We start from the raw sequence: 25,684 nt of genomic DNA, 5'->3' as shown, positions 1-25,684 counted from the left end.
CAGCTGGTAGAGCGCGACCTTGCCAAGGTCGAGGTCACGAGTTCGAACCTCGTGTGCCGCTCCAACGAAAAGTCTTATTAAATAATAAGCAAATGTGATGCGGCACTAGCTCAGCTGCTAAAACGTTAGACGCGACCCGTCGCGCTCCAGCGGACAATTTAGAGCAACCTATGAAGCGGCACTAGCTCAGCTGGTAGAGCGCGACCTTGCCAAGGTCGAGGTCACGAGTTCGAACCTCGTGTGCCGCTCCAACTCTCTCCCTACTATTTTCTATTTTTCAAATTCTTATAACTTTTTTCTCTATTAATCCTGATTTCTTGCATAAAACGATTGCTTATTTTTAGCGCTATGCGTAAAATACGCGCTCTTTCGGCCATATTAGTCGTTCCTTGCCTTAACCCGGCCGGCCGAAACGGGACGAGGCTATACTAACCGTAAGGAATATCCATGCGTCATTACGAAATCGTATTCATGGTTCACCCAGACCAAAGTGAGCAAGTTCCAGGTATGATCGAGCGTTATACTGGTTCTATCACTGAAGCTGGCGGTACTATCCACCGTTTAGAAGACTGGGGTCGTCGTCAACTGGCTTACCCAATCGAAAAGCTTCACAAAGCACACTATGTTCTTTTGAACGTTGAAGCGCCAACTGAAGTAATCAACGAACTTGAAACTTCTTTCCGCTACAACGATGCAGTGCTACGTAACCTAGTTATGCGTACTAAGAACGCTGTAACAGAAGCTTCTCCTCTTGCTAAAGAAGAGAAAAAAGAAGCAGCATCTGCTTAATCGTTATTGATTCGGATTTGACTCACCTCTAGAGGTAATTGGTGCAAACTCAAGCAGACCCTTATACAAACCAGTTCGTTTTATCTGGGATTGTTTGCAAAACACCTAAATATAGTCAAAGTCCTGCTGGCATTGCGCATTGTATTTTCGTTTTAGAACATAAATCGATGCAAATTGAAGCCGACCTTAACCGTAATAGTTATGTGCGAATTCAAGTTGTTGCTAGCGGTGATAAATTCCGAAATCAACTAGAGCATTTATACGTTGGGCAAGGGTTGCAAGTGAGGGGGTTTTTAAACCGCCACGAGAGCCGAAACGGCTTGAGTCAGCTTGTACTTCATGCACAACATATTGAAAGAATTAATTGAGGAAATTACTCATGGCACGTTATTTCAGACGTCGTAAGTTCTGCCGTTTCAAAGCAGAAGGCGTACAACAAATCGATTACAAAGATCTAGCTACTCTTAAAAACTATGTAACTGAAAGTGGCAAAATCGTACCTAGCCGTATCACAGGTACAAGCGCTAAGTACCAGCGTCAGCTAGCAGCAGCTATCAAGCGTGCTCGCTACCTAGCCCTTCTTCCGTACACTGACTTACATAAGTAAGCCGGCTGATTAATAGTTTTTAAAAGGTGTAGAGACATGCAAGTTATTCTACTAGACAAGATCGCTAACCTAGGTAACCTAGGTGACCAGGTTTCTGTTAAATCTGGCTTCGCACGTAACTTCTTATTCCCTAAGGGTAAAGCAGTTCCTGCAAACAAAGCTAACATCGAAACTTTCGAAGCTCGCCGCGCTGAGCTAGAAGCAAAAATCGCAGAAGAACTAACAGCTTCTCAAGCTCGTGCTGAAAAACTTGAAGCACTAGCTGAAGTTACTCTAGTTTCTAAAGCGGGTGACGAAGGTAAGCTATTCGGCTCTATCGGTACTCGTGACATCGCTGATGCGATTTCTGCAGTTGGTGTTGAAGTAGCTAAAGCTGAAGTTCGCCTACCTCTAGGTACTATCCGTGAGACTGGTGAATTCGACGTAGCTATCCAAGTACACTCTGACGTAACGGCAACTATCAAAGTTATCGTTATCGCAGAAGCTTAATTTATTAAGCGTAAACCGCACACCCAGTGTGCGGTTTTATCCCTCCCCTGAAAAAATTACAACGACATATAAATTTTCAGTATAAAAAATCGATGAATATCGCGGTTGATTACGGAAGATTCATACATACAAGTTGAAAAATTAATCTAAATCACAAATACGGCAAAATGGCGCCTATATATTAAAATGGTAGGTACACATTAGTAATGTCATGTAATATCGTACCCATTTTATATAAAGTTGATTTGTGATAATTTAGTTAACTCTTTTTTATTAGATACTTTTTTTTGCTGTCCAAATATCATACAGTGGTATTTTGAAAAATATGACAGCGTTATCATTTGAATTTGGAGAATAATGTTTAATCGTCGTAGTGTGCGTGGCTTTACGTTAATTGAATTACTGATGGTGGTTGCGCTGGTTGCTGTCCTTGCAAGTATTGCGTTACCCAGCTATTTAGATTACTTACGAAAGGGCAACCGAGCTGATGTACAACAATTAATGTATCAGGAAGCTGTGAAATTAGAGCGTATTTATTCGAGGAATGGTGGCTACCCTGATAAGAGTGAGTACTCCATTACAAAAGTACATCCATACTACGATTTAAACTATACACCTCTTGATAAACCCTCTGGCGCAGTTGGTAAGTATAGAAATTTACGCTTTAGTATCAGTGCCACACCTAAGATGAATACCACTCAGGTTTCCGACATATGTGGTACGTTAAGGTTAGATGAGCAGGGTAAAGGGGTCTCAGATGGGCCAGTTGATGAGTGTTGGTAACCAACGGCATCAAGGTGTGACGTTAATTGAGTTACTTGTTTGCGTTGCACTAGTTGCTGTGCTGGCAAGTTTGGCGATGCCCTCTGTTGTCACCTACATTAAGCAAGATCGTGTTGATTCAAATATTCACCAATTAAACAGCGTATATCAATATGCGCGCAGTGAAGCGGTAAAAAGAGAGCAGTCAGTTAGGTTGGTCAAACAAAATTCGCAGTGGTTGGTGAATACCTTGGTGGATGGGGAAGAAAAAACATTACGTACGTTTACAATTGGACACGAATCTATTCAGGTAGAGTTAGTCGATCGTGAGATAAGATCGACTGGTGAGATAAACCAAGTGAGTAATATTTTAGTGAGTGATAATGACAATAGCACGCTTGATTACCGTTTATGTATATTAAGAAGCGGTCAAAGCTGGATTGGAGAGGCTGCTGAAAATTGCGTTTAGAAAAAGGCTTTTCATTAATTGAAGTAATGGTCTCCATTGTGATCGCCGGCGTGGCTTTATTAGGCTTGGCTGGCGCACAGTTGAAGTCACTGCAATTTGCTAATAATAGTTTTAATTATACCTTGGCATTGGTGCATGGCCAAAATGCGATTGAACGTATGTGGACGGATCTATGCTATTTTCAGCATGTTGATCAAGATTTAGTTACGATGAGTAAAGCCAACGTAGCTAGATTACACCCGGCGGATACTCGGTTTACACTTGGTATCTCTCCAGCTAGATATAATGATCCGGCTTTAATTAGCAACGCGTCAGATCGACGGGACGTAACATTTACCGTTAGTTGGGATGATGGTCGAATAAACAATGACAACCAAAATAATCTCTTGAATCAAATTACATTAGTAGCCAGTTATGTATATGTACCAGCGCCAACTCCGTCAAGCACTTGCAATTAATTTACAAGGGCGTGGTTATACGTTAATTGAACTCCTTGTTGCGATGGCTGCGGGATTATTTTTGCTTTCGGGAGTTGCCATGTCATACACGGCAATTAAGAGCACCGTAGTGGCAAGTAAAGAGTTATCACATGCACAAGAAGTGATTCGTTATACCAGTCAAGTGATGACGCGAAGCATTAAACAGACGTACCAAAAACCCGAGCTTGAGAATAATAAAGCCGCTTTACGAGTGCATCAAAAAGCATTGCAACTTGCGTGTGATGGGAGTGTACCAACTGTAGATTATTCTGAGTTGTTTACTTTATCTAATGGGTATTTAACTTGTGATATAGGATCTGGTCCGGTACAGCTTTTAAGAGGCGTAGAAGCGCTGAGTTTTGATGAAGACGGAATATTAATCAGTATTATAGTGAAGCCAGTAGATATGCCGAAGCAATTTGAGAATGGCGTTCTGAATGATAATGGCGTTCAAATTGATATTGCGGCAAATCGCCTTGTGCTTGATAAAGCCGTATTTACAAACCCATAAGGCTAGGGCTAATGAAACGTTTTTCGCGACAATCGGGATTTACACTCATTAAGGTCATGTTATTGAGCACCATGGCCAGTGTGGTGGTATTTACGTCTATGAAAGATACCATAGTACAAGAACGGTTGAGCGGTAACTTCCAAAAAGATTTAAATGCGCGCTTGCAAGCTGAGAAAGGCGTTTTTGCTACTGCCGATGATTTGAACGATTATGCGACTACGATCAACCCATCAGCAACATTAGCTGATGTATTAGGGAATGTTGCAGGTATTAATAATCAAGCAACTGGAGATGGTCAATTTTCAACAACAATCACTTCTCCTGAGGCTGGTATCATTGAAGTGGGCAGTCTTGGTAACAAATATGGTGACGACGCTGCTAATAACATGGTGGCGGTTTTTGAATTTACAGATGCCGTTGTTGAGCCGGTTTTTAATAACCCAGTAACTGGGTGTAAAGGAGTGAATTTATCAGGTAGTGGCTTGGTGGATAGCTATGACTCCAAAGCTGGCAGCTATGAGGATACCAAAAGCAATAACGGTGACGTGAATACTGTGATTGGCGACTCGGATGTGGTGCTCTCTGGGCACTCGCCGATTCGAGGAGATGTTAAAGCTTCAGGCGTCTTGTACCTCAAGGGCTCATCGCCTGTCATTGGTAATGTGCAATCCAATACGGGCATTGATATTTCACATGGTAGCGGTGTTCGAGTTAAAGGAGATGCATTGACGCAAGGTTTCATCATTCACCGAGGCGGTGACATTACCGGTGTGGTGCGTGCTAATGGGAATGTAGAAATGCTCTGGGGGGCTGATATCCTCAACGAGTTTAATGATCCTTTAGATATTCAATATGGTGGCACAGGTAAGTTTGAGTTAGCCACGGAGCATTCTCAAGATGGCGTATATTACACCGCAGAAAAATTTAATGTTAACCCCAATGTAGAAGCGGTGCGTGTGTATGACCCGGACTCACCGAATCATGACGAGACAACAGTCGATGAATGCGACCCACTTGCGCTGCCTAGCAATATGCCAGATATCATGACGAACAATACCAGTGATGAAAATCTGGTTGTGAAATCTAATCAAATTTTCACATTTCGTCCTCAGCGGGCCAGCTTAGAAGAGAAAGTCCAAGGGCAATGGCAAGAGACGAGATCTTGGATATCCAGCGAAACTGATATTTATTTGTTTGGCGTTAATAAGCAAGTTCATGGCAGACTCAATGAGGACAGTGAGTATGTTTATAACATGAAAAGTCTTACCATCGGCGGTGATGGCATGGTCAATGTGAAAACGGTTTCTTCCAATGGCACTGGTGGTGGTGATGTCATTTGGTTGATAGACGGTGATTTTATAATGACTGGTAATAGCCGGTTGCAGATAGCTAAAGGCACCAGCTTAACTGTGTTTGTCACAGGTAAAGTAAGGCTAGGGGGCAGTGCTCAAGTTATCACAGAAGATCCTGGGATAACAGAAAGCGGACTGGGCACATTCAATATTTTCTCATCTTATAAGCCTGACCCTAATGATAATAGTGCAGACAACAAAAATGGCATTATCGTCAGTGGAACGTCATCTTTATATGCGGTGATCTATGCACCACTTACTTCTATTTCTATGAACGGCAGTGGGCAATTTTTTGGCACTGTGCGCGGCGCGACGATTGAGGCGAATGGTGGCAGTGGCATTCATTTTGATGAAGCGTTGAAAGATCTTAAGCTGGGTAATGGCGGCACGGTGAAAGAGCCGGCAACATTGAAATTTGTAGGTTGGCGCTATAAACATCCAGAGGAATTTACCGATGATACCGAACAGAGCAGTAAGAGTGAGTAAGTTATAAGCCATAGGTTTACCAGCCATTAAATTCTGGGCACAGCATCAGCTGTGCTTATCTTATTAAAAACATTTCAATTTAATTTAAACCTTTTCACATTGCGCTGCGTCTTACAAATTATGAAAGATACTGTGGGGGCCTGATGTGGCTATTAACAGCAAGTCAAATAAGCGCATTCTAAAACTGAGTTTAAGCACTTCATTTTTTGCTTTGTTATGTCATTATCATGCCCTTGCAGTAAAGGAATTAAAATATGTTAGTTGACGCAATTCACCCTAGTGATGAGCTCGATGAGTTGGTTAAGCGTACTCAGCAGGGCGACCAAGCGGCATTTGCGGCTTTATATGAGCAATGTCACCGGCGCGTTTATGCCTTGTGCTTAAGGTTACTTGCTGATCAGGCTCATGCTGAAGATGCCAGCCAAGAAGTATTCGTTCAGCTATGGCATAAAATTTCGCAGTTTGATGGCAAGTCTAAATTTACGACGTGGTTGCACAGCGTCACATCAAACATCGCGATTAGTTATTTGCGCAAGCATAAAAACTGGTTACAAAAAGTCGTTAGCTTTGAAAACAGTGGTATGGATGAAGCGGGGATTGCTTTGTGCGGTGATTTAAACGGCTTGGATAAGCTAGTGCTTAGGCTGCCAGAAAGAGCCAGACTGGTATTCGTACTACATGGAGTGGAAGGCTATCGCCATGAAGAAATCGCCGAGATGCTAGGTATGGCTGTGGGGTCGAGTAAATCTCAGTACCATAGAGCAAAAAAGTTGTTACAGGAGTGGTATGAAAATGACTAAGCCAACATTTGATGAGTTTTTGTCTCAAGAAGTGAGCAAAGCACAGCAGCAACAAGATTTGCCTGAACCTCAGCGACCACTTTGGCAAGGTATTGATAAAGCGATTAATACGCAATCAGATACAGTACATACTAATAAAGCGGTTAAGGTACATGGCGTTTGGCGTCAAGTATCAGCGCTTGCTGCCGCCACCTGTATTGGTATGTGTGTGATGTACTTTAGTCTGAGTATGCCCGAACAGAACAACATGGTGCAAATGAGCAAGTATTTTGAGCAACAAAAGCAAATTTTATTGGTTCAGTATGGTAACCAACCTGCATTGACAAATGATTGGCAAGTGCAGTTACAAGAATTAGAAGAAGCTGAGCAAGCGATTAAGCTTGCGCTTGAGAATGATACGCAAAATGCCGCTTTACTGCAGATGTTAGCTCAGGTTTATCAGCAACAATTAGATTTAATAGAGCGAGTTCATCAACCTCGTTGGCAAGAAATTTAGGAGAAGTAGGATGAAAGCATTGATGTTGAGTTTAGCCATGTTCCCTTTGGCGACGTTGGCGGGTGACAAGATTGACAAAGAGATTGAAATTCCATTAGATGGCAAGGTTTACATTGAAAATCAGCGTGGCCATGTAGAAATTAAGACGTGGGACAAGCCGGCATTTAAAGTGGTGGGTGAGCTAGATGAAGATGCTAAAGGCTATAAACTTGAGAGTCAGGGCAGTAAGACAAAGTTTATCGTAAAGATGCCGTCAAGCTCAAGAAACTGGGGGCGTCAACATGATGGCTCTGAACTTAAAATTTTCATGCCAAAGCAAAGTGAGTTAGTGTTTGAAGGCGTGCAAGTAGATGTTGAAGCTGCTCAGTTAATGGCTGGTGCTTACATAAAAACGGTTAACGGTGATATTAAAACGGCTCAGATCAGTGGCAAAGTGCGTCTTGAAACGGTCAATGGCGATATCGTTAGCAAAGATTTAGATGGCCGTATTCGTTATGAAACGGTCAATGGTGACATCGAAGATATCGGCTCAAAGGGCAAGATACGTTTTAATGCGGTAAACGGCTCTGTTGAAAGTAAAACGCAGGCAACAGAAATTAGACTGGAAAATGTCAATGGAGAAGTGGATTTTGAGATTGCGCAATTACAAGAGCTAAGGCTCAATACTGTTAACGGCGAAATTGAAGTCAAAGTTGCTAAATTACTACCTAATGCCAGAGTGAACCTTGAGTCGGTCAGTGGAGATGCTGAGTTATATTTCCCATCAGATATTTCTGCCAAGTTTGATATTGATGCGCATGCAGGTGGTAAAATCTCAAATGAGCTGAGTAATGATAAAGTGCATAAAGCAAAGTATGGCCCATCTAGAGAGCTTGAGTTCACAATCGGCTCAGGTGATGCTGATATTGAAATAGATACTGTCAGTGGCCGCATTGAACTAAAAAAACATCGCTAATGACCTCGGCCCAACTCCGTTGGGCCAGTACTTTTTGACGATAAGCCTTATCACATAGCTCATCAGCATTCAGTTTTATCAGATTTAAGGTTACAATAACAAATCCACTCATTTGTTTTTGTCGTACTATGGCCAAACCTGATCAACAAGTCGATACACTAAAAGTTCCACCGCACTCCATTGAAGCAGAGCAGTCTGTCTTAGGGGGGTTAATGCTTGATAACCAAGCGTTTGACCGTGTCGCGGAACTGGTTGTTGCACAAGACTTTTACACACGCACGCATAAACTGATCTTCGAAGCCATGACTAAACTCGTTGAGCTTGGTCAGCCGATAGATCTGATTACTATTTCTGAGAACTTGGAAAAGAACAACCAATTAGACTCGATTGGTGGATTCGCTTATTTGGCTGAGATTGCCAAAAATACGCCAAGTGCCGCCAATATTGATGCTTATGCTAGCATTGTGCGTGAACGTGCCGTTGTACGAGAGATGATCTCAGTTGCGAATGAAATTGCTGAAGCAGGCTTTAACCCTGAAGGGCGAACAAGTCACGATTTACTGGATTTAGCTGAAAGTAAAGTTTTCAAAATTGCAGAGCAGCGCAGTAAGAGTACTGAAGGTCCGCAAAATATCCACAGTATTTTGGAAAAGACCATAGACAAAATCGAAGAGCTTTATCAGTCGCCACAAGATGGTGTGACTGGGGTGAGTTCTGGTTATTCAGACTTAGATCAGATGACCGCGGGCTTACAGCCGTCAGATCTGATCATTGTTGCAGCGCGTCCGTCTATGGGTAAAACTACGTTTGCGATGAACTTAGCTGAACATGCCGCAATGACGCAGGACAAACCTGTACTTATCTATTCACTAGAGATGCCCTCGGAACAGATCATGATGAGGATGCTGGCATCACTTGGCCGTATTAACCAAACTAAGGTGAGAACGGGTCAATTAGATGATGATGATTGGGCGCGTTTATCGTCAACCATGGGCCTGCTGATGGAAAAAGGGCAAATGTATATTGATGATGCGTCGGGTTTGACGCCTACAGATGTGCGTTCTAGAGCACGTCGTATCGCACGTGATCACGGTGGGATCAGTATGATCATGGTGGATTACTTGCAGCTTATGCGTGTACCTAGTTTGTCTGATAACCGTACTTTGGAAATCGCAGAGATATCTCGTTCACTGAAAGCATTGGCAAAAGAACTTGAGTGCCCGGTTATTGCTCTTTCTCAGCTTAACCGTACCCTAGAGCAACGTGCAGACAAACGTCCAGTTAACTCAGATTTGAGGGAATCAGGGTCTATCGAGCAGGATGCTGACTTAATCATGTTTATTTATCGTGATGAAGTATATAACGATGACAGTCCAGACAAAGGCACTGCTGAAATTATCATAGGTAAACAGCGTAACGGTCCAATTGGTAAGGTTAGGTTAACCTTCCAAGGCCAATACTCTCGTTTTGATAATTATGCTGGGCCAGCCATGGATGATGAGTATTAAGCCCAGAAGTAAATGAGGGTTACTGGCAATGCGTTTAGCCACAGCTGAAATAAATATACCTGCACTGCGTTACAATTTGGCGCGCGTAAAAGAAATCGCGCCCCATTCAAAAGTGATGGCAGTGCTAAAGGCCAATGCCTATGGACATGGTTTAGTTAAAATTGCTCAGTGCTTATCTGATGCAGATGCTTTTGCCGTGGCACGGATCGATGAAGCATTGGCACTGCGTGCTGGAGGTTTGACCAAACCTATTATTTTACTTGAAGGTTTTTTCGATCCGAGCGACTTACCCATTCTCCTTGCCAATAACTTTGAGACCGTTGTGCACGATGAGAGCCAGTTAGCAGCAATTGAGCAAAGCGATCTGGATATGCCGTTGTCAGTTTGGTTGAAAGTTGATACTGGCATGCACCGCTTGGGTGTGGAGCCAGAGCAATTTGACAACTTTTATCGACGTTTAAAGCAGTGCGATAATGTCAAACCTGCCGTAAACTTAATGACGCATTTTCCGTGTGCGGATGATGTCGGCAATGACTTTACGCAAACGCAGATAGATTTATTTGCTTCAATTGTATCAGGGACTAAGGAAGCGCTATGTTTGGCAAATTCTGCTGGGGTAATTGGTTGGCCTGATGCGCATTTTGATTGGGTGAGATCTGGACTCATGTTGTATGGTGTATCGCCTATGCTAGGCAAAGTCGGTACAGATCATGAGTTAAAGCCCGTCATGCGTCTGAAAACCCGTGTTATTGCGATAAAGCATGTTGTTCAGGGCGATCGTGTTGGTTATGGTGGACGTTGGCAATGTGCGCAATCGACAGCGCTTGCGGTTGTTGCTATGGGCTATGGCGATGGTTATCCTCGCCACGCAAAGCAGGGAACACCAGTGGTGATAAAAGGTCAACGCTATGGCATTGTTGGCAGCGTATCTATGGACATGATAAGTGTCGATATCGGCAGTAATGAAGCGCAGATAGCAGTGGGTGACGAAGTAGAAATGTGGGGTCCAACACTCCCCGTTGAAGAGGTTGCCGTATGTGCTGACACAATCCCATACGAACTGCTTTGTAACGTCACACCCCGTGTGAGCTATGAATACTGTAATGAGTGAGCTTTGCTCACTCTAACAATTGACCTTGCAGTGTTGCGACTACTCGCCTCGGCCCGCCATGATCTCTATGCTCACCTAAATATATCCCTTGCCAAGTCCCTAAATTAAGCTGTCCTTGATAAATTGGGATAGTCACTTCACATCCCAGTGTGCTGGACTTTATATGAGCTGGCATATCATCATCACCTTCATAGTCATGACGGTAATAATGTTGGTTTTGCGGGACAAAATGATTGAAATGATTTTCCATATCCATGCGCACAGTTGGGTCTGCATTTTCATTTACGGTAAGACTAGCTGATGTATGCTGAATAAATAAATGTAGTAATCCAACTTTGTAATAACTCAGTTGTGGAATATGGGTAAGTAATTCGTCATCAATAAGATGGAAGCCTCGTGTTCGAGGCTTCAGTGTAATCACAGATTGGTGCCAACTCATAGCTTGTCGAAGCTGACCTCTATATTTGCATTACCATCTTCTGATGTGAATGGCATAATAATTTTTGCACCTTCACATTTATGCGTAATCGTATGACCAGGTCCAGATACAACAAGTGGTGTTGCCATATCAAAATCGTAACCTTTTTCACCGAGTAAATTTTTAGCACCACCGGTTACCATGTTAGTTATTTCACCAACCATATCGGTGACTTCTTCATTGATTTTTTCCGGTCGTTCACCAAGCATTCTTTCCATGATGGCAAGCGCAAGACTTTCATCAAATGTAATTGAAAAAGAGCCTTTGGTTTGTGGGCCAACCATACCAATTAATCCAGATACGTCTCCACGGGCGACTTCATCTTTTTTTATCTTTGGCTTACCAGGCGTCAACTCTGTTTGCGCCATGGTCGCTAATACATTTATTAGTGAAGATAAAAAAGGGTTGATGAACTCAACATTCATATTTTAGGTCCCTTGTTTTATTCGTTATAACAGACATTAGTTTAAGTGTAGTGGCTTTTTTGTTAGCTGCACTACTCTTGGCATTTTTCACATAGCCCATGGGCTTCGATTGTCTGTGCTTTTACTTTAAAGCCTTTTTCAGCAGATAAATTATTTAACTCATGAGAGATAGCACCAGAGTGTAACTCTTGAACATGACCACAACTATCACAAATTAAGAGTTGTACAGGGTGGATATGATCAAAATGGTGGCACAGCATAAATGAGTTTGTGCTCTCGATTTTATGGATGAAACCTAGCTCAGACAAAAAGTCTAGTGCGCGATAAACCGTCGCAGGTTTTGCGCTACTTTCTGTTATTTTTAATTCTTCAAGTAAATCATATGCGCCAACTCCACCTTGTTTTGTAGCGAGTAAGCGAAATACTTTCTCTCTGATAGGTGTGAAGCGGGCTCCGCGATTATCGCAGACATGTTTAGCTTTTGTAACGAGTAGTTCTATATTCATATTCTAAATCCTTACACTACTTCTCAATACTAACATATTCAATTTAATAGTCTTGTATCGACAAGGATTTATTCTCAATATTCAAAGGTTGTTGTGCATATTGCGCTAACCACGCTTCAAAATCAATTTTTGACATGGGTTTACCTAAAAAGTAGCCTTGGCCTAGGTCACAACCAAGTGCGGCTAAAGTATCTAATTGTAGCTGGGTTTCTATGCCTTCGGCGATTACTTTTATACCTAAATTATGGGCCATGGTGATGATGGTCTTAACGAGTTGCTCCACCTGCATGCTCGTGTGCATGTCAAAGATAAAGCTTTGGTCTATTTTTACCACGTCAAATGGATATAAACGCAAATAGTTCAAAGACGAGTATCCTGTACCAAAGTCATCCATTGAGACAATGACACCCAGTTGGTGAAATTCAAACAATGCGTCTTTAACCAGCGCATCTCCGGTAAGTAAAACGCCTTCAGTGATCTCTAATTCAAGATACTGAGTGTCAATTTGGTGCTGATGGATCAGGGTACTAATGGTATTGACTAGGTTAGGGTCTTTGAATTGTCGTGGAGATAAATTGACGGCAATACGATATGGATGAGGGTATACCGTTTGTAAATGCACAATTTGCAGAATTGCTTTTTCAAGTACAAATTCGCCAAGTTCGATGATGTACCCAGTTTGCTCTGCGAGCGGAATAAACTCAGCGGGTGAGATCCAACCCAGCTCCTCATTATGCCAACGTAATAACGCTTCTGCACCAACAACAAAGCCACTAGATAAATCATATTGCGGTTGAAAATAAACTGAAAACTCCCCCTTTTCTAATGCGCCGCGCATTTTATCTTCCAATTTTAATCGACGATTGAGATCTTGGCTCATGCTCTCTGTGAAAAATGAAAAGGTATTTCTGCCCATTTGTTTTGCACTATACATTGCTGAATCTGCTTTTCTTAATAGCTCATTCGGAGAATCTGCATCGTCAGGAAATACTGCAATGCCAAGACTTAAAGAGATAGTGAATGCACGCTCATCTATTTCGAAAGGGGAACGAAATAGTTGTACCAGCTTAGTTGCGATTGCGGTGATATCATGGTGAGTGTGAATATCCCCAAGCAATAATATAAATTCGTCGCCGCCAAGGCGTGCAACGGTATCATGCTTTCGCAACGCGCTTTTTAACACGCTCGCCGAATGGATAAGTACCTTATCTCCCACCTCATGACCCATCGAGTCGTTTACTTTTTTAAAGTCATCCAAATCAATAAATCCGACTGCTATGAGTTGGTTATTACGCTTAGCTTCGTGGATCATTTGCTGAAGGCGGTCGAGTGCTAAAAAGCGATTGGGTAGGTTGGTGAGTGTATCGTAAAAAGCATGTTTGAGAATGACCTCTTCTTGGCGCTTCTGATCGGTGATATCTCTGACAGCAATAACTAATTTATGTGAATTGGGGATCGCATTTAAGCGCGCTTCAAAATGTTTACTGTTTTTTGTGCTCTCTAGCTTGTAATCTATTTGCGTTAGCTGACCGCTTTGTTCAATGGTTGAGATGGCTTTGATAAAGTGTTTGGCCGCATGCGAAGGGAGTATATCTACCAGCTTTTGACCGACAAATTGCACTTCGGGCATGGGTAGGTTGTCACTATTACTGTAATGGCATTCCAAAATTTTGCCGTGTTTATCAATGATAAAAAAGATATCCGGCAGTGCAGAAAAAATGCCTTCTAGCATACTGTGCTGCTCTATGGCTGTTTGCTCTGCGTATTTTTGCTGTTTAAAACCGAGTTCCAGTGCATATGAAGCGCGCGCAATATTGTTTGCCAATAGCTTTAGCTCTCCTTGTCCTTCAATACTATGCTCTCGGATAAATTTAAAGTCTCCCAGTTGATTACTGTATTTTACTAAAGCTGAAATAGGACGGTGAATAAAGCAATAGGTCACCAGTAACGCTAATAATGAGACAAAAATAATCGCTAAAACGATAAACCAAGCATTATGATTATAGTGTTGTAATAGCTGTGCAAACGTATCTGAGAGATCATATTGGCTGTAGATTAATAAAGATGAATTGGCATCATGATTTTCCGTGTTCGTGAGAGAGACTATTTGCGAGGTCGCTAAAATGTTGGTGTCTTCATCAAAATGATATGACTGCGGTGTGTTTTCTTGAGCGACTTTCACCCTGTCGATAAGCGGAAATAAAGTCTGAGCGTTTAAACCCACATGTTTTTTCTCTGAGCTATACAAAATATTAAGCGCTTTATCTGTCACCAGCGTAACAGGCGCTGGGGTGATAAAAGTAGGGTCGCTTATTTTTGCGCGAATAGTATCTGGGCTACCTTCTTGCACGGCTGACACCATATTCATGGAAAGTTGCGCAGCAGTTGAGATTGTCTGCTCAACGATAAAGTCTTTTTTAACGCCAAAACTAAAAATGATAAGCACCAATGCAAATATAGCTGCTGAGAGCGTGGAAAGGAGCGTTAACCAAACCTTGAGGTTGATTGAATATACTTTATCCATTTTCATTCCTTTACTGCCGTTTGCCTATCTCGGCAGCAAAAACGTCGCTATACATTGTTTAATCCGTTAATGACGATGGGTTGCATTCTGTTAGGGCCATTAAAGAGCTCACTGTTACATTAACTGTTACTCTTTCAGACTGCGGCTATCCTAGCTTCAGTATAGTTTAATTAAACAGATAGCAATGGCTGATTTGGGTTTAAATATTTGACAGCGCTGGTATCTGTTCATTTCTAAGATGAATTTTTGTGATGTGTCTCTCCATGTCAAATAGCTTTCATGTAGCATTGCTAGGCTAATCACTGATGAGATTTGAAACTAAAAATGACAGCTGTTTGGCATAAAGTAATATGTTTACAAATAAAGTCTGGAACAACATGCAAAAAGTACTAACTTGGGCTGTGCTGCTCCACAAAGTTTAAACTTTACCAAAGGTTATACCCTATCCATTTGTTAATTTTTGGTAATTTTGATTTATTTTTTCATTTTGTGTGATAGCATCTTAATGGCAGTAATGAATTAATAAAGAATATTCTGATTTTTAGGTAATGAGTATTGTTGTCTAGTTGTCTTGCCTGCATGAATAGCATTTTCTTTTATTTATAGTTCTTTTAAATCAATATTTTATTGGTTTTTAGGTAGTGGTAAAAGGTGCAGTCTATTAACTTAAGTTGCAGTGTTTAGAAGTTAATTAACCTTCTTTTTTTGCGCGTCTACAAGCGTATGCATAGCAGTGATAAGCTATATGTCACGCGGTTGTTAGTTCGTTGTAAATTTTAAATTGATTAATTTTTTTCAATTTTGTGGTTAGAGCTAGGATTGCGGTAACAGCCTTCATTGCATAGAAAACAAAGCCTGTCGAGCGGCCCGATCCAAGCATAGAGATCATTTAATCACTCTTTTTGTGGGCATGGCATGAAAACAGACTTAGTGACTGCGTTAGTTACATTAGCGAATACTCGTGGTGGTGACACCGCGTATCAATACTTTTTCTCCGACGACCTTCCCAGTCAATCATTGACTTATCAGCAGCTAGATCAACGGGCTAGACAAATAGCACAGCACTTAAGTGAGCACTTTGAACAAGGTGATCGCGCGCTTTTGCTATATAACTCAGGCTTTGCGTTTATCGAAGCGTTTTTTGCGTGCCTGTATGCTGGGATCATCGCTGTCCCTGTGTATCCGCCAAAAAAGAATCAAAATATTACTCGGTTACGAAGCATTATTGAGGATGCTGGTGCAAAAGGTGTGTTGACCTCTGAGAAAGTGAATGAAATCGCACGCCCATTGTTTGAGTCAGAAGCCAGTCTCAATGACTTGGCATTGTTTACAACGGACACCATAACGTGTGACGTTAAGCGTGATTGGCAAGCTATTTCAGTAAAGGGCCAAGATTTAGCATTTTTACAATATACATCTGGCTCTACTGGTGCGCCAAAGGGGGTTATGGTCACCCACGATAATATTATCGATAACGAAGAAATGATGAAGGTGGCCTTTGGTCACAGTAGCCAAACGCCAATCGTTAGCTGGTTGCCTCATTTTCATGATATGGGGTTAATTTTTGGCATATTGCAGCCAATTTATATTGGTGCGCCAGCGTGCTTAATGAATCCCACCTACTTTTTGCAAAAACCAATACGTTGGCTCAAATTACTGAGTGAGTTTAAAGGGGTGACATCCAGTGCGCCTAATTTTGCCTACGACTTGTGTGTTGATACCATCAAAGAAGAAGAGCTGGCAGAGCTTGATTTATCCCATTGGCAATCAGCTCTAAATGGTGCAGAGCCCGTTCGCGCTAGTACTCTCAAGCGTTTTTATGAAAAATTTAAACAGTGTGGATTACGTAAAGAGAGTTTGTCTCCATGCTACGGTATGGCTGAAACAACGCTTTTTGCAACGGGTGGCTCCTTATTTAGCGAGCCGATAATTTTGACTCTCGATAATGACAAAATGCTAGATGGTGTGGCTAAAATACAGGAACACATCATCGAAAATAGGAACAACGCTGAGTCGTCGGTTTATCAAGCTGTGTCCAGTGGACATACATGGTGTGAGCATGAAGTTGCTATTGTGTCGCCAAGCACGCTGCAGCGCTGCAAAGAAGGGGAAGTTGGCGAGATCTGGGTGAAAGGGGCGAGTGTCGCTAAAGGTTACTGGAATAAGCCTGAGCAAACAAAAGCCATTTTCCAAGCGGCTATTGCAGGTGAAGAAAGCGGGCCTTACTTACGTACGGGTGATTTGGGCTTTTTACAGCAGGATGAACTCTTTGTTACTGGGCGTTCTAAAGATGTATTGATTTTCCGTGGCAAAAATTATTATCCGCAAGATATTGAGCTCACGGTCAGTGAAAGTGATAGTGCACTTGAGAGCAATGGCGGCGCAGCTTTTTATGTTCATGCAGATAATGAAGACAAATTGGTTGTCGTGCAGCAAGTAAAACGCACCGCTATTCGCAAGTTAGATCACAAGCAAGTGATAGACAAAATAATCAGTGCCATTGTCGAGCAGCATGGCATAGCGCCATATGATGTGGTTTTGATTAAGCCGGGCCGTTTGTGCAAAACATCCAGCGGCAAGGTGCAGCGCCAAGAAAATAAAGCGCATTATGAACAGGGGCGCTTTGAGGTTTTGGCTACATATAAATCAGGACAACCAGACAAGCAAGCTGCTTTTTTAGCTGCTAAAAATATACAGCCTAAAGCAGAGCAAGCCTTATATCGCAGTGCATGTCAGCTGCTACAAACTATCATCGCCATAGAAGTCGGTGTTGAGCATACAGAGTTAGATGTGGATGCCTCCTTTTTATCCTTGGGGGTGGACTCAATGAAGGCTGTGCGCATTTCTGGGGAGTTGATTGAACTGCATGGCATCGAGCTTGAGTCGACCATTTTGTATGAGTACCCAAGCATCAGTGAGCTTGCTCAATATCTTTGTCAATTTGACGAAGTGAAAGCCGCGCTGACTCAATCTAGTAAAGAAAATCCAAATATAGAATCAATAAGTAAGCAAGAGCAATCGCGTGACGAGTCACAAAATAAAGCTGTCTCCAGTGCTGAGAATCAAGATACAGATATTGCTGTCATTGGCATGGCCTGCCGATACCCAGGTGCTAATGATCTAGATGAACTATGGCAGTTATTAAGCACTGAACAGGATGCCATTAGCACCCCAAGTGAGCATCGCCAACAATTGTGTACTGGGGTGAATGCACAGCGTTTAGGCGGGTATCTAGATAACATTGCTGAGTTTGACCACACGATTTTTGGTATTTCCCCAAGTGAAGCAAAACACATTGACCCTCAGCAGCGCCTGCTGTTGGAAAATACTTTTCATGCAATTCAATCCGCAGGGTATATGCCAGCGCAATTGGCTGGCTTAAAAGTTGGTGTGTATGTTGGTATTTCACAAAGTGACTACTTTTCCCTGTCACAGCAGGTGCAAAAAAGTACAGCCTATCTTGGTACGGGGAATGCGCTGAGTATCGCAGCAAATCGACTATCGTATTTTTACAACTTTACCGGCCCTAGCCTTGCGATTGATACGGCATGTTCCTCGTCGCTGGTGGCACTGCATCATGCTGTACAGGCAATAAGAAGCGGCGATATACCTCAGGCATTGGTGGCAGGCGTTAACCTGATTTTGAGTGATGATGTGTCACAAGCATGTGATAACGCGCAGATGCTGGCAGCCGATGGGCGATGTAAAACGTTTTCTGACAGTGCCAATGGCTATGTGCGCAGCGAAGGCGTTGGCTCGGTTTTACTAAAACCTTTATCGCAAGCCATCGAAGATAATGACCCGATTTATGGCGTGATCAAAGGGAGTGCAGTCAATCAAGATGGGCGCAGTAATGGGATCACTGCGCCCAATGGCCGGGCACAGCAGCAAGTGATCCAATCTGCGCTTGAGCATGCTGGTGTTACTGCACAAGATATTGATTATGTGGAAGCACATGGCACTGGGACAAAATTAGGCGACCCTATTGAGGTGTCAGCTCTGCAACAGGTATACGGTCAGCAGCGCAGCAACGCATTGTTGGTGGGGTCAATCAAGGCGAATATTGGTCATTTAGAGTCGGCAGCAGGTTTGGCAGGGCTTATCAAAACTTTGCTGTGTTTTAAGCATCAGCAGATCCCTGCACAGCGCTATAGTGAGACGCTTAATAGCCATATCCCGTGGGAAAAATATGCCATAGCGATCCCAACCGGAGATACGCCTTGGCCAAGCAATGAGGGCGCACAGGGCTTAGCTGCGGTGAGCTCATTTGGTTTTGGTGGGACCAATGCGCATGTCATTATGGCGCCGCCTCCAAAGGAAAAAATAGCGCAGAATCAAGCAGTGAAACAACCTAGCAGCTATGTGTTGCCGCTTGCTGCAAAATCGTCACAGGCACTATCAAGTTGGGCAAAACAGTTTGCATGCCAGTTGGAAAACCTTGGTGATAAAGCAAGTGCTGATTTGATTGCGCAAGTATCGGTTTCACCTGCCTTAAAAGGGGTTAAAAAAGCGTTTTATGGCATAGACAAGCAAGCGCTCGTGCAGCAGTTGAATGATGCTGATATGTCTATGATGCCAGCGAATCAAAGCGTCAGCCCACCAAAAGTGGTGTTTTTATTCACCGGGCAGGGCGCGCAATACCCTGATATGGGTAAAGCACTGTATCAATCTGATGCAGTGTTTAAAGCGGCAATAGATGAATGTGAGTCCCTGTTGCTTGCGCATTATGATGAGCGTTTAACTGACGTGCTCTATGCAGAGGCACATCATGAAAAATTAAATCACATTCGCTGGACCCAAGTCGCCATTTTTGCTGTTGAATATGCGATGGCAAAACGGCTTAATTCATTAGGTATTTTCCCTGATTTATTGATCAGCCACAGTGTCGGTGAATATGCCGCAGCCTGCATTGCCGGTGTGATGTCTTTAGCTGATGCACTTAAGTTGGTGAGCGCGCGGGCGACATTAATGCATGAATTAGACGCCGGTGGCCAAATGATTGCTGCTAGATGCACCTTCGAGCAAGCGCAGTCCGTTATTACTGAGTATACACATACAGCAGCTATTTCTGCCTATCATGGGGAAGCGGGCGTGGTATTTTCTGGCAGCATGGATGCGATCACACACATTAGTCAACAGTTAACGACTATGGAAGTCCGCTACAAAGCCCTGAATACGGGGACAGCATTCCACTCGCCACTTATGGCGCCCATGTTAGAGGCATTTGCCAAGGTGGTCGGCTCGGTCACTTTGCATAAGCCGACACTGGAGTTTGTTTCTTCGGTGACAGGTAAAGTCGAGCAAGACAGAATCACTGACGCCAATTATTGGTGTGAGCAAATTACGCAACCAGTGCGATTTGATGCCAGCTTGCAGTCGTTGCATGAGCTGACATCGATGTGTTTTATTGAGCTTGGCCCCAAACCAGTTTTAAGTGGCTTGATCCAAGAGAATTTGCCACGTATCGAGGCGACTTATCTATCCGTGTTGCGTGATAAGGGTGATGATCGCGAGCGCTTAGGAGAGTGTATTGCCAACCTATATGAGCTCGGTTTTGACATCAAATGGCAGGATTTTTACACATCTTTATCTGGCACTAATTCCCAGCGCTTGTCGTTACCTCAGTATCCATTTGATAAGCATACGCACTGGATGAGTGCAATAGAGCCATCCTCAAAAACGGTCTCTAGCACCATACAGCCTCAACCTGTGACAGATGAGCTTCACAGGGCACAGGCCATTGAAGAATTTATTTTATCTACTTTGGCAAAAGAGCTGGGGATGGATGCTGTGCAAATCGATCCGCACTTAGCGCTACTAGAAATGGGCGTGGATTCTTTGATGATAATGCGGGCTGTGCGTATTTTTGAAAAACAGTTCGACTTAGAGTTCAGTGTGCGGCAGTTTTATGAAGAATTGAGCACAGTAGCCAACTTAGTCGCCTATGTAGCGCAACATAGCGATTATTTGACGCCAGAAATAGATGCTGTTGAGGAAAATACGCCGCCACAGGTAGCAAATCCACGATTAGAAAGCTTACCTATTAATGCACCTGATAATAACCACTTGATTGAGCGCATTTGTACCGCACAGCTGCAAGCTGCCGCCAGCGTCAACAGTGAAGCTGCACAGCTCAGTGTATCGGATGTCACCGCACAGCAGTTGGCTTGGCTTGGCCAGCAACCAAGGGGAGAAGTTGGAGAAAAATCAACGCTTTCAACGGCCGCTCAAACACGTTTTTCAGACTCAAAGGTCACACCTTCATTAAGTGAGTCGACTCATCAATCGATGGCATCTGTACTGCCGGGTTTTCAAGCTAAGCAGCTGCAGAGGCAAGCAGGTACTGAGGAAATGCGTCAACACAGTGAGGCGCTCAGCACGCAGTACTGCCAAAAGACGGCAGCTTCTAAGCATCTGGTTTCTCAGCACCGGTCGCATCTTGCTGATTGCCGCGCATCAGCTGGGTTTAGGTTATCGAGCAAAGAAATGCTTTATCCCATTTTTGCCAAGCGCTGCGAGGGGGCACGAATTTGGGATATTGATGACAATGAATACATCGATATTACCATGGACTTTGGGGTGAATTTGTTTGGTCATAAGCCCTCATTTATTAACGCGGCGATTGCCCAGCAATTAGAATGTGGTATTCAGCTCGGACTTGCAAGCCCGCAGGCCTGTGAGGCTGCTTCTCTTATCAGTGAATTGACAGGGTTAGCGCGAGTCTCATTTTGCAACTCGGGCACTGAAGCGGTGATGACGGCACTGAGGCTTGCCAGAAATAAAACTAAACGACCGCGTATTGTTCAATTTGAAGGCGCTTATCATGGCCATTTTGATGGCACATTGGCGGCTGTCGCGCCGGATGGTGAACGTGTAGAGCCAATGTGTTCGGGGGTACGCCACGAAACCGTTGCTGATAACTTAGTGCTTAAATACGGTGATTTTGCTGCCCTTGAACAGATAAAGCAACATGGCCATGAGATAGCAGCCGTGTTAGTTGAACCTGTGCAAAGTCGCCACCCTGAGCTTCAACCATTCGAGTTTTTAAAGCAGCTTAGAGCGTTAACGAAGAGCTTGGGCATCGCTTTAATTTTTGATGAAATGATCACAGGGTTTCGTGCTCACCCAGGTGGCGTACAAGGATTACTCGACATTCAAGCCGATATGGCCACTTACGGGAAAATTGTCGGTGGTGGCTTGCCCATTGGTGTGGTTGCAGGTAGTAAAGAATATCTTGATGGCATTGATGGCGGTGTGTGGCAATACGGTGATCAGTCGTTTCCGCAAGCTGATACCACCTTTTTTGCAGGCACCTTTTGTAAGCACCCTTTGAGCATGGCAAGTGCGGTTGCGGTACTCAAGGAGATCAAACGCCAAGGCCCTGAATTACAAATTGAACTTGCGCGCAAAACCACCTACTTAAAAGAGCAGCTGAATGCATTTTTTCAAGCGCATGCTATTCCGATTGCTATCAATGCATTCTCATCACTGTTTCGCTTTCAATTTAGCCAGAATCTAGACGTGTTCTTTTATGAGTTATTGAATCGCGGGGTATTCATTTGGGAAGGGCGCAATTGCTTTATCAGTGCCGCACACAGTGATGAGGATATTGAGTTTGTCATTCGCGCTGTCAAAGACAGTGCACTTACGTTGCAGCAAGCTGGTTATTTTGGTGATGTTGCAAAGCAAGTTCATTCTGTACACACCGACAGTAGTGTGGGTCAGCTTACCCAAGGACAAAGTCAATTACTGGCACTGGCGCTGCGCAGTTCAAATGGGGCACTTGCATATCATTTACAGGCCAGTATTGGCTTGGTTGGTGCACTGGATGTGGTTAGGCTCAAGCGCGCTGTAGCGCATGTGGTGAGCAGCTTTCCTTTACTAAGTTGTGGCGTCGATGTGGCTGAACTTAAACATATCACTCGTGCAGCCCCCGAACTCACGTGTCTCTCTATTGCGCCTGAGGAGTCCCTTTGTGAAGTTGAGCAGTGTTTGTCTGAGCTGCGTTATCAGTCATTTGATTTTGAGCAAGCGGGTCTGTGCCGCTTGTATTTACTGAGTGACAATATGCATAACCATTACTTGAGTGTGGTAGCCCATCATATTGTATGTGATGGTATTTCTTTACAATTGGTATTGGCAAAAATAGCTCAAAACTACAGTTCAGATGAGCAAGCTGTCTGCCCAAGTGCGCCAAGCTTTGGTGAATATGCTCAAGCGTTGTCAAATTACATCCGGACAAATATTTACCAAGAAGATACGCAATATTGGCAAGCTCAGCTAGCCGATGGTGAGCAGTTAGCTTTGCCACTAAAGCGAGATGCGAAAGCTCAGCCTAACTATCAAGTGCAACAACTGAGGTATCCAGTGAGCACTCAAGCTGTGCAAAACCTACAATCTGTTGCAAAAGCGCAAGGTTGCGGATTGTTTGCAACACTATTGGCCTGTTATGTAGCTTGGTTACATAAATTGTCTGAGCAAACGCGCATTGCTGTCAATGTACCAGTCTCAGATCGCCAACTGCTCTCCCCTGATGTAGACGCCGATGTATTAGACGCGCATTTACTTGGCTATTGCACCAATATGTTACCGTTGCAACTGGATGTCTCTGCGACGATGACGTTTGGTGAATTGGTCGCACAGGTGCAAGACAGATTGCTCACTGGGTTTGAACATCAGCATCTGCCCTATGCTCACTTGTGTGAGCAAGATTGGATCATGCCAAGTACGGTATTTAATTTTGACCGTGTACAAAGGTTACCAGAATTCTGTGGTTTGCAATCGACCTCGATCGCAAATAACAACTGTTTTGGTCAGTTTGAAGTGTCTTGCAATATCTTGAATATTGGTGAGCAGTGGTGGTTTGAACTCGATTATCAACGTGATAGATATGATGATGACATGTTCGCGCGTTTTGCGCAGTCTTGGCTAGTCATGGCGGCTAACATCTGTGCTGATCAGGCGATGCACAGCGACTTGTTTGAGTTGCAAAAAGATGATGGCTATAACCAGATGTTATCAGCACAACTGGCCAATTCTTCTCTGGGGGTTGAGTGTGATTCATTGATTGACATGGTGTCACAACAGGCACTCAACACACCGCAAAAAATAGCGGTGAAAGATGATATTACTGAGCTCAGTTACCAAGAATTGGAAGCGCAATCGAATCAATTAGCACACCACCTTACAGCGCAAGGTGTAGGGGCGGGTAGTTTAGTGGCGGTTGCTTTATCACGCACCAGTAAACTGTTGGTCGCTTTGCTCGCCGTGTTAAAAGCGGGAGCGGCTTATTTGCCCATTGATGTTACTTACCCGCAAGCGCGAATACGGGAAGTGCTGTCAGATGCGCAAGCTGATTTGCTGCTGTGCGATACGCCATGCGCGGAAATTAAAACCATGGTTGATACGGGCATGGTGTGTGTCGATATTGATCTCGAAGCCAGTGAAGTTACAGCGTACCAAAGTACATTACCAAAAAGCGCAGTTGTCAGTGAGCAGCGCGCTTATGTGATTTATACCTCCGGCTCAAGTGGTCGCCCTAAAGGGGTTGAAATTAACCATGGTGCTTTGGCCAACTTTTTACTTTCCATGCAAGATAAGCCCGGTATTTCGCAGCAAGACCATGTGTTAGCCATTACAACGATGGCATTTGATATTGCGGCATTGGAGTTATTCTTACCCATTATTACTGGGGCGACCTTAGTGATTGCCAGTGAAGCCGCGTGTAGCGATCCACTGGCGATTTCAGAATTGATTGAGCGACAGCAGATCTCCTTTATGCAAGCAACTCCGACGCTTTGGCAACTTATTATTCAGGCTGCTCCCAATTGTATTTCAGGATTAAAAGTATTGTGTGGCGGTGAGCCATTGTCTGCAAGTCTGGCAGAAAAGCTGTTGAACCATAATGTCCAGCTTTGGAATATGTATGGGCCCACAGAAACCACCATTTGGTCAAGCGTTGCGCACATTACCGATGCACATGACATTACCATAGGTCATGGCATTGCGAATACGGGATTGTTTGTCATGTCTGAGCAGGCCAACGAGCAAAGCGGGCCGTTGCCCATCGGTGTTTGGGGGGAGCTTTGGATAAGTGGTGCGGGCTTGGCAAACGGCTATCTGAATCGTGCAGAGTTGACTGCTCAGTGTTTCGTAACGCACACCGTTAATCATCAGCCTTTACGACTATACAAAACAGGTGATAAAGCAAGGTGTTTACCCGATGGCCGATTTGAGTTGCAAGGGCGCTTAGACAACCAAGTGAAGTTGCATGGGCATCGCATTGAATTGGCTGAAGTTGAGTATCAATTGCGCAAGTTACTCGGTCATGATGATGTGCGTGTCTTAGTCAAAACAGCCCAGTCAGGCACAGCCCATCTATGCGCGTTTTGCCTTTCTTGTCCACAGCAAGGTGTGCAGTGGGAGTACAGTGCCATTCGTCAGCATTTAATGATGAAGTTACCCAGCTATATGGTACCAGAATTTGTCAGTTGGCTTGAACAATGGCCTCGAACACCGAATGGCAAAATTGATACCAAGTCGCTTGCATTGCCAGTGCTTGAAACTGGCCATGTAGCGCGCCATCGCGCTCCAGATAACCAGATAGAGCAGACTTTACTTGGATATTTTATCGATTTATTACCCATAGAACAGATGAGCACAGACAGTAGCTTTTTTGACTGTGGTGGTAATTCGGTAATGGCAATGCAGTTGATATCTCGGATTAACCGACATTTTGCAGTGCGTTGCACCGTGGCTGACGTGTTTGATTTTAGCAGTGTCGTTTTACTTGCTCAGCGTATTGGTGTGCTGAAGGCAGATCCTGATCAGGCAATGCACGGCGCGACCCAAGTAGAAGTTATCAGTGACATAGTTAGCGGGCGCGATATCAGCGCAGCTTTTGATGATAAATCCATGACAGAGATGGACTTGTAAGA

19 protein-coding genes and 1 tRNA gene are annotated in these 25,684 nt (G+C 43.7%); 16 read left to right on the top strand and 4 right to left on the bottom strand.

Going from position 1 to position 25,684, the window contains the following annotated elements; all coding sequences use genetic code 11:
- Nucleotides 1–175: 175 nt before the first annotated feature.
- The 15 genes from QNM16_RS17675 to alr all read left to right on the top strand — a co-directional run bounded on the left by QNM16_RS17675 (nucleotide 176) and on the right by alr (nucleotide 10,814).
- Nucleotides 176–251: transfer RNA gene (locus QNM16_RS17675), tRNA-Gly, on the top strand.
- A gap of 196 nt (nucleotides 252–447) precedes the next feature.
- Nucleotides 448–789 carry a 30S ribosomal protein S6 gene (rpsF, locus tag QNM16_RS17670; protein WP_023400735.1) on the top strand — a complete coding sequence of 114 codons (342 nt, stop codon included), beginning with the start codon at nucleotides 448–450 and terminating at the stop codon, nucleotides 787–789.
- Nucleotides 790–827: 38 nt separating this feature from the next.
- Nucleotides 828–1,157, top strand: a complete 330-nt coding sequence (priB, locus tag QNM16_RS17665) for a primosomal replication protein N (protein WP_039607617.1) — start codon at nucleotides 828–830, stop codon at nucleotides 1,155–1,157.
- Nucleotides 1,158–1,168: 11 nt separating this feature from the next.
- Nucleotides 1,169–1,396, top strand: a complete 228-nt coding sequence (gene rpsR, locus QNM16_RS17660; protein WP_005493466.1) for a 30S ribosomal protein S18 — start codon at nucleotides 1,169–1,171, stop codon at nucleotides 1,394–1,396.
- A gap of 36 nt (nucleotides 1,397–1,432) precedes the next feature.
- Nucleotides 1,433–1,885 carry a 50S ribosomal protein L9 gene (gene rplI, locus QNM16_RS17655; RefSeq protein ID WP_039607618.1) on the top strand — a complete coding sequence of 151 codons (453 nt, stop codon included), beginning with the start codon at nucleotides 1,433–1,435 and terminating at the stop codon, nucleotides 1,883–1,885.
- 357 nt (nucleotides 1,886–2,242) lie between these two features.
- Entirely contained in the window at nucleotides 2,243–2,668 is a 426-nt protein-coding gene (locus QNM16_RS17650; RefSeq protein ID WP_284021716.1) for a type IV pilin protein, read from the top strand.
- Nucleotides 2,643–3,116 carry a GspH/FimT family pseudopilin gene (locus QNM16_RS17645; protein ID WP_284021715.1) on the top strand — a complete coding sequence of 158 codons (474 nt, stop codon included), beginning with the start codon at nucleotides 2,643–2,645 and terminating at the stop codon, nucleotides 3,114–3,116. Before QNM16_RS17650 ends, QNM16_RS17645 begins: the two co-directional genes overlap by 26 nt.
- Nucleotides 3,107–3,574, top strand: a complete 468-nt coding sequence (locus QNM16_RS17640) for a type IV pilus modification PilV family protein (RefSeq protein WP_284021714.1) — start codon at nucleotides 3,107–3,109, stop codon at nucleotides 3,572–3,574. Before QNM16_RS17645 ends, QNM16_RS17640 begins: the two co-directional genes overlap by 10 nt.
- Nucleotides 3,531–4,106, top strand: a complete 576-nt coding sequence (locus QNM16_RS17635) for a PilW family protein (RefSeq protein ID WP_284021713.1) — start codon at nucleotides 3,531–3,533, stop codon at nucleotides 4,104–4,106. The genes QNM16_RS17640 and QNM16_RS17635 overlap by 44 nt, the downstream gene beginning before the upstream one ends.
- Nucleotides 4,107–4,117: 11 nt before the next feature.
- The gene (locus QNM16_RS17630) at nucleotides 4,118–5,944 is read left to right on the top strand and encodes a pilus assembly PilX N-terminal domain-containing protein (protein WP_284021712.1); all 1,827 of its coding nucleotides are present in this window, start codon (nucleotides 4,118–4,120) and stop codon (nucleotides 5,942–5,944) included.
- Between the two features lie 254 nt (nucleotides 5,945–6,198).
- Nucleotides 6,199–6,744, top strand: coding sequence for an RNA polymerase sigma factor (locus QNM16_RS17625; RefSeq protein WP_284021711.1), 546 nt, complete (start codon nucleotides 6,199–6,201; stop codon nucleotides 6,742–6,744).
- A complete protein-coding gene (locus QNM16_RS17620; RefSeq protein ID WP_284021811.1) occupies nucleotides 6,737–7,240 on the top strand; it encodes a hypothetical protein in 504 nt (167 codons plus the stop codon). The genes QNM16_RS17625 and QNM16_RS17620 overlap by 8 nt, the downstream gene beginning before the upstream one ends.
- A 10-nt stretch (nucleotides 7,241–7,250) precedes the next feature.
- A complete protein-coding gene (locus QNM16_RS17615; RefSeq protein ID WP_284021710.1) occupies nucleotides 7,251–8,195 on the top strand; it encodes a DUF4097 family beta strand repeat-containing protein in 945 nt (314 codons plus the stop codon).
- A 128-nt stretch (nucleotides 8,196–8,323) separates the two neighbouring features.
- Nucleotides 8,324–9,703, top strand: coding sequence for a replicative DNA helicase (gene dnaB / locus QNM16_RS17610; RefSeq protein WP_039607625.1), 1,380 nt, complete (start codon nucleotides 8,324–8,326; stop codon nucleotides 9,701–9,703).
- A 28-nt stretch (nucleotides 9,704–9,731) separates the two neighbouring features.
- Entirely contained in the window at nucleotides 9,732–10,814 is a 1,083-nt protein-coding gene (gene alr, locus QNM16_RS17605; protein ID WP_284021709.1) for an alanine racemase, read from the top strand.
- 7 nt (nucleotides 10,815–10,821) lie between these two features.
- On the opposite strand, the gene QNM16_RS17600 is transcribed toward alr, so the two are convergent.
- The 4 genes from QNM16_RS17600 to QNM16_RS17585 form a co-directional block, all read right to left on the bottom strand.
- Complete coding sequence (locus QNM16_RS17600) at nucleotides 10,822–11,253, bottom strand: secondary thiamine-phosphate synthase enzyme YjbQ (RefSeq protein ID WP_284021708.1); 432 nt, start codon at nucleotides 11,251–11,253, stop codon at nucleotides 10,822–10,824.
- Nucleotides 11,250–11,717 (bottom strand): chemotaxis protein CheX, encoded by a 468-nt coding sequence (locus tag QNM16_RS17595; protein WP_023400721.1) that lies wholly within the window; start codon nucleotides 11,715–11,717, stop codon nucleotides 11,250–11,252. Before QNM16_RS17595 ends, QNM16_RS17600 begins: the two co-directional genes overlap by 4 nt.
- 71 nt (nucleotides 11,718–11,788) lie before the next feature.
- A complete protein-coding gene (zur, locus tag QNM16_RS17590) occupies nucleotides 11,789–12,223 on the bottom strand; it encodes a zinc uptake transcriptional repressor Zur (RefSeq protein WP_284021707.1) in 435 nt (144 codons plus the stop codon).
- 43 nt (nucleotides 12,224–12,266) lie between these two features.
- Nucleotides 12,267–14,747, bottom strand: coding sequence for an EAL domain-containing protein (locus tag QNM16_RS17585; RefSeq protein WP_284021706.1), 2,481 nt, complete (start codon nucleotides 14,745–14,747; stop codon nucleotides 12,267–12,269).
- 915 nt (nucleotides 14,748–15,662) lie between these two features.
- Between QNM16_RS17585 and QNM16_RS17580 the strand changes: the two genes are divergently transcribed.
- On the top strand, nucleotides 15,663–25,682 hold the full coding sequence (locus QNM16_RS17580) for a non-ribosomal peptide synthetase/type I polyketide synthase (protein WP_284021705.1): 10,020 nt from the start codon (nucleotides 15,663–15,665) through the stop codon (nucleotides 25,680–25,682).
- Nucleotides 25,683–25,684 lie beyond the last annotated feature (2 nt).

This window comes from Pseudoalteromonas umbrosa (assembly GCF_030125375.1).
Taxonomy (GTDB): Bacteria; Pseudomonadota; Gammaproteobacteria; order Enterobacterales; family Alteromonadaceae; genus Pseudoalteromonas; species Pseudoalteromonas umbrosa.
This window is presented reverse-complemented; position numbering and strand designations above follow the sequence as displayed.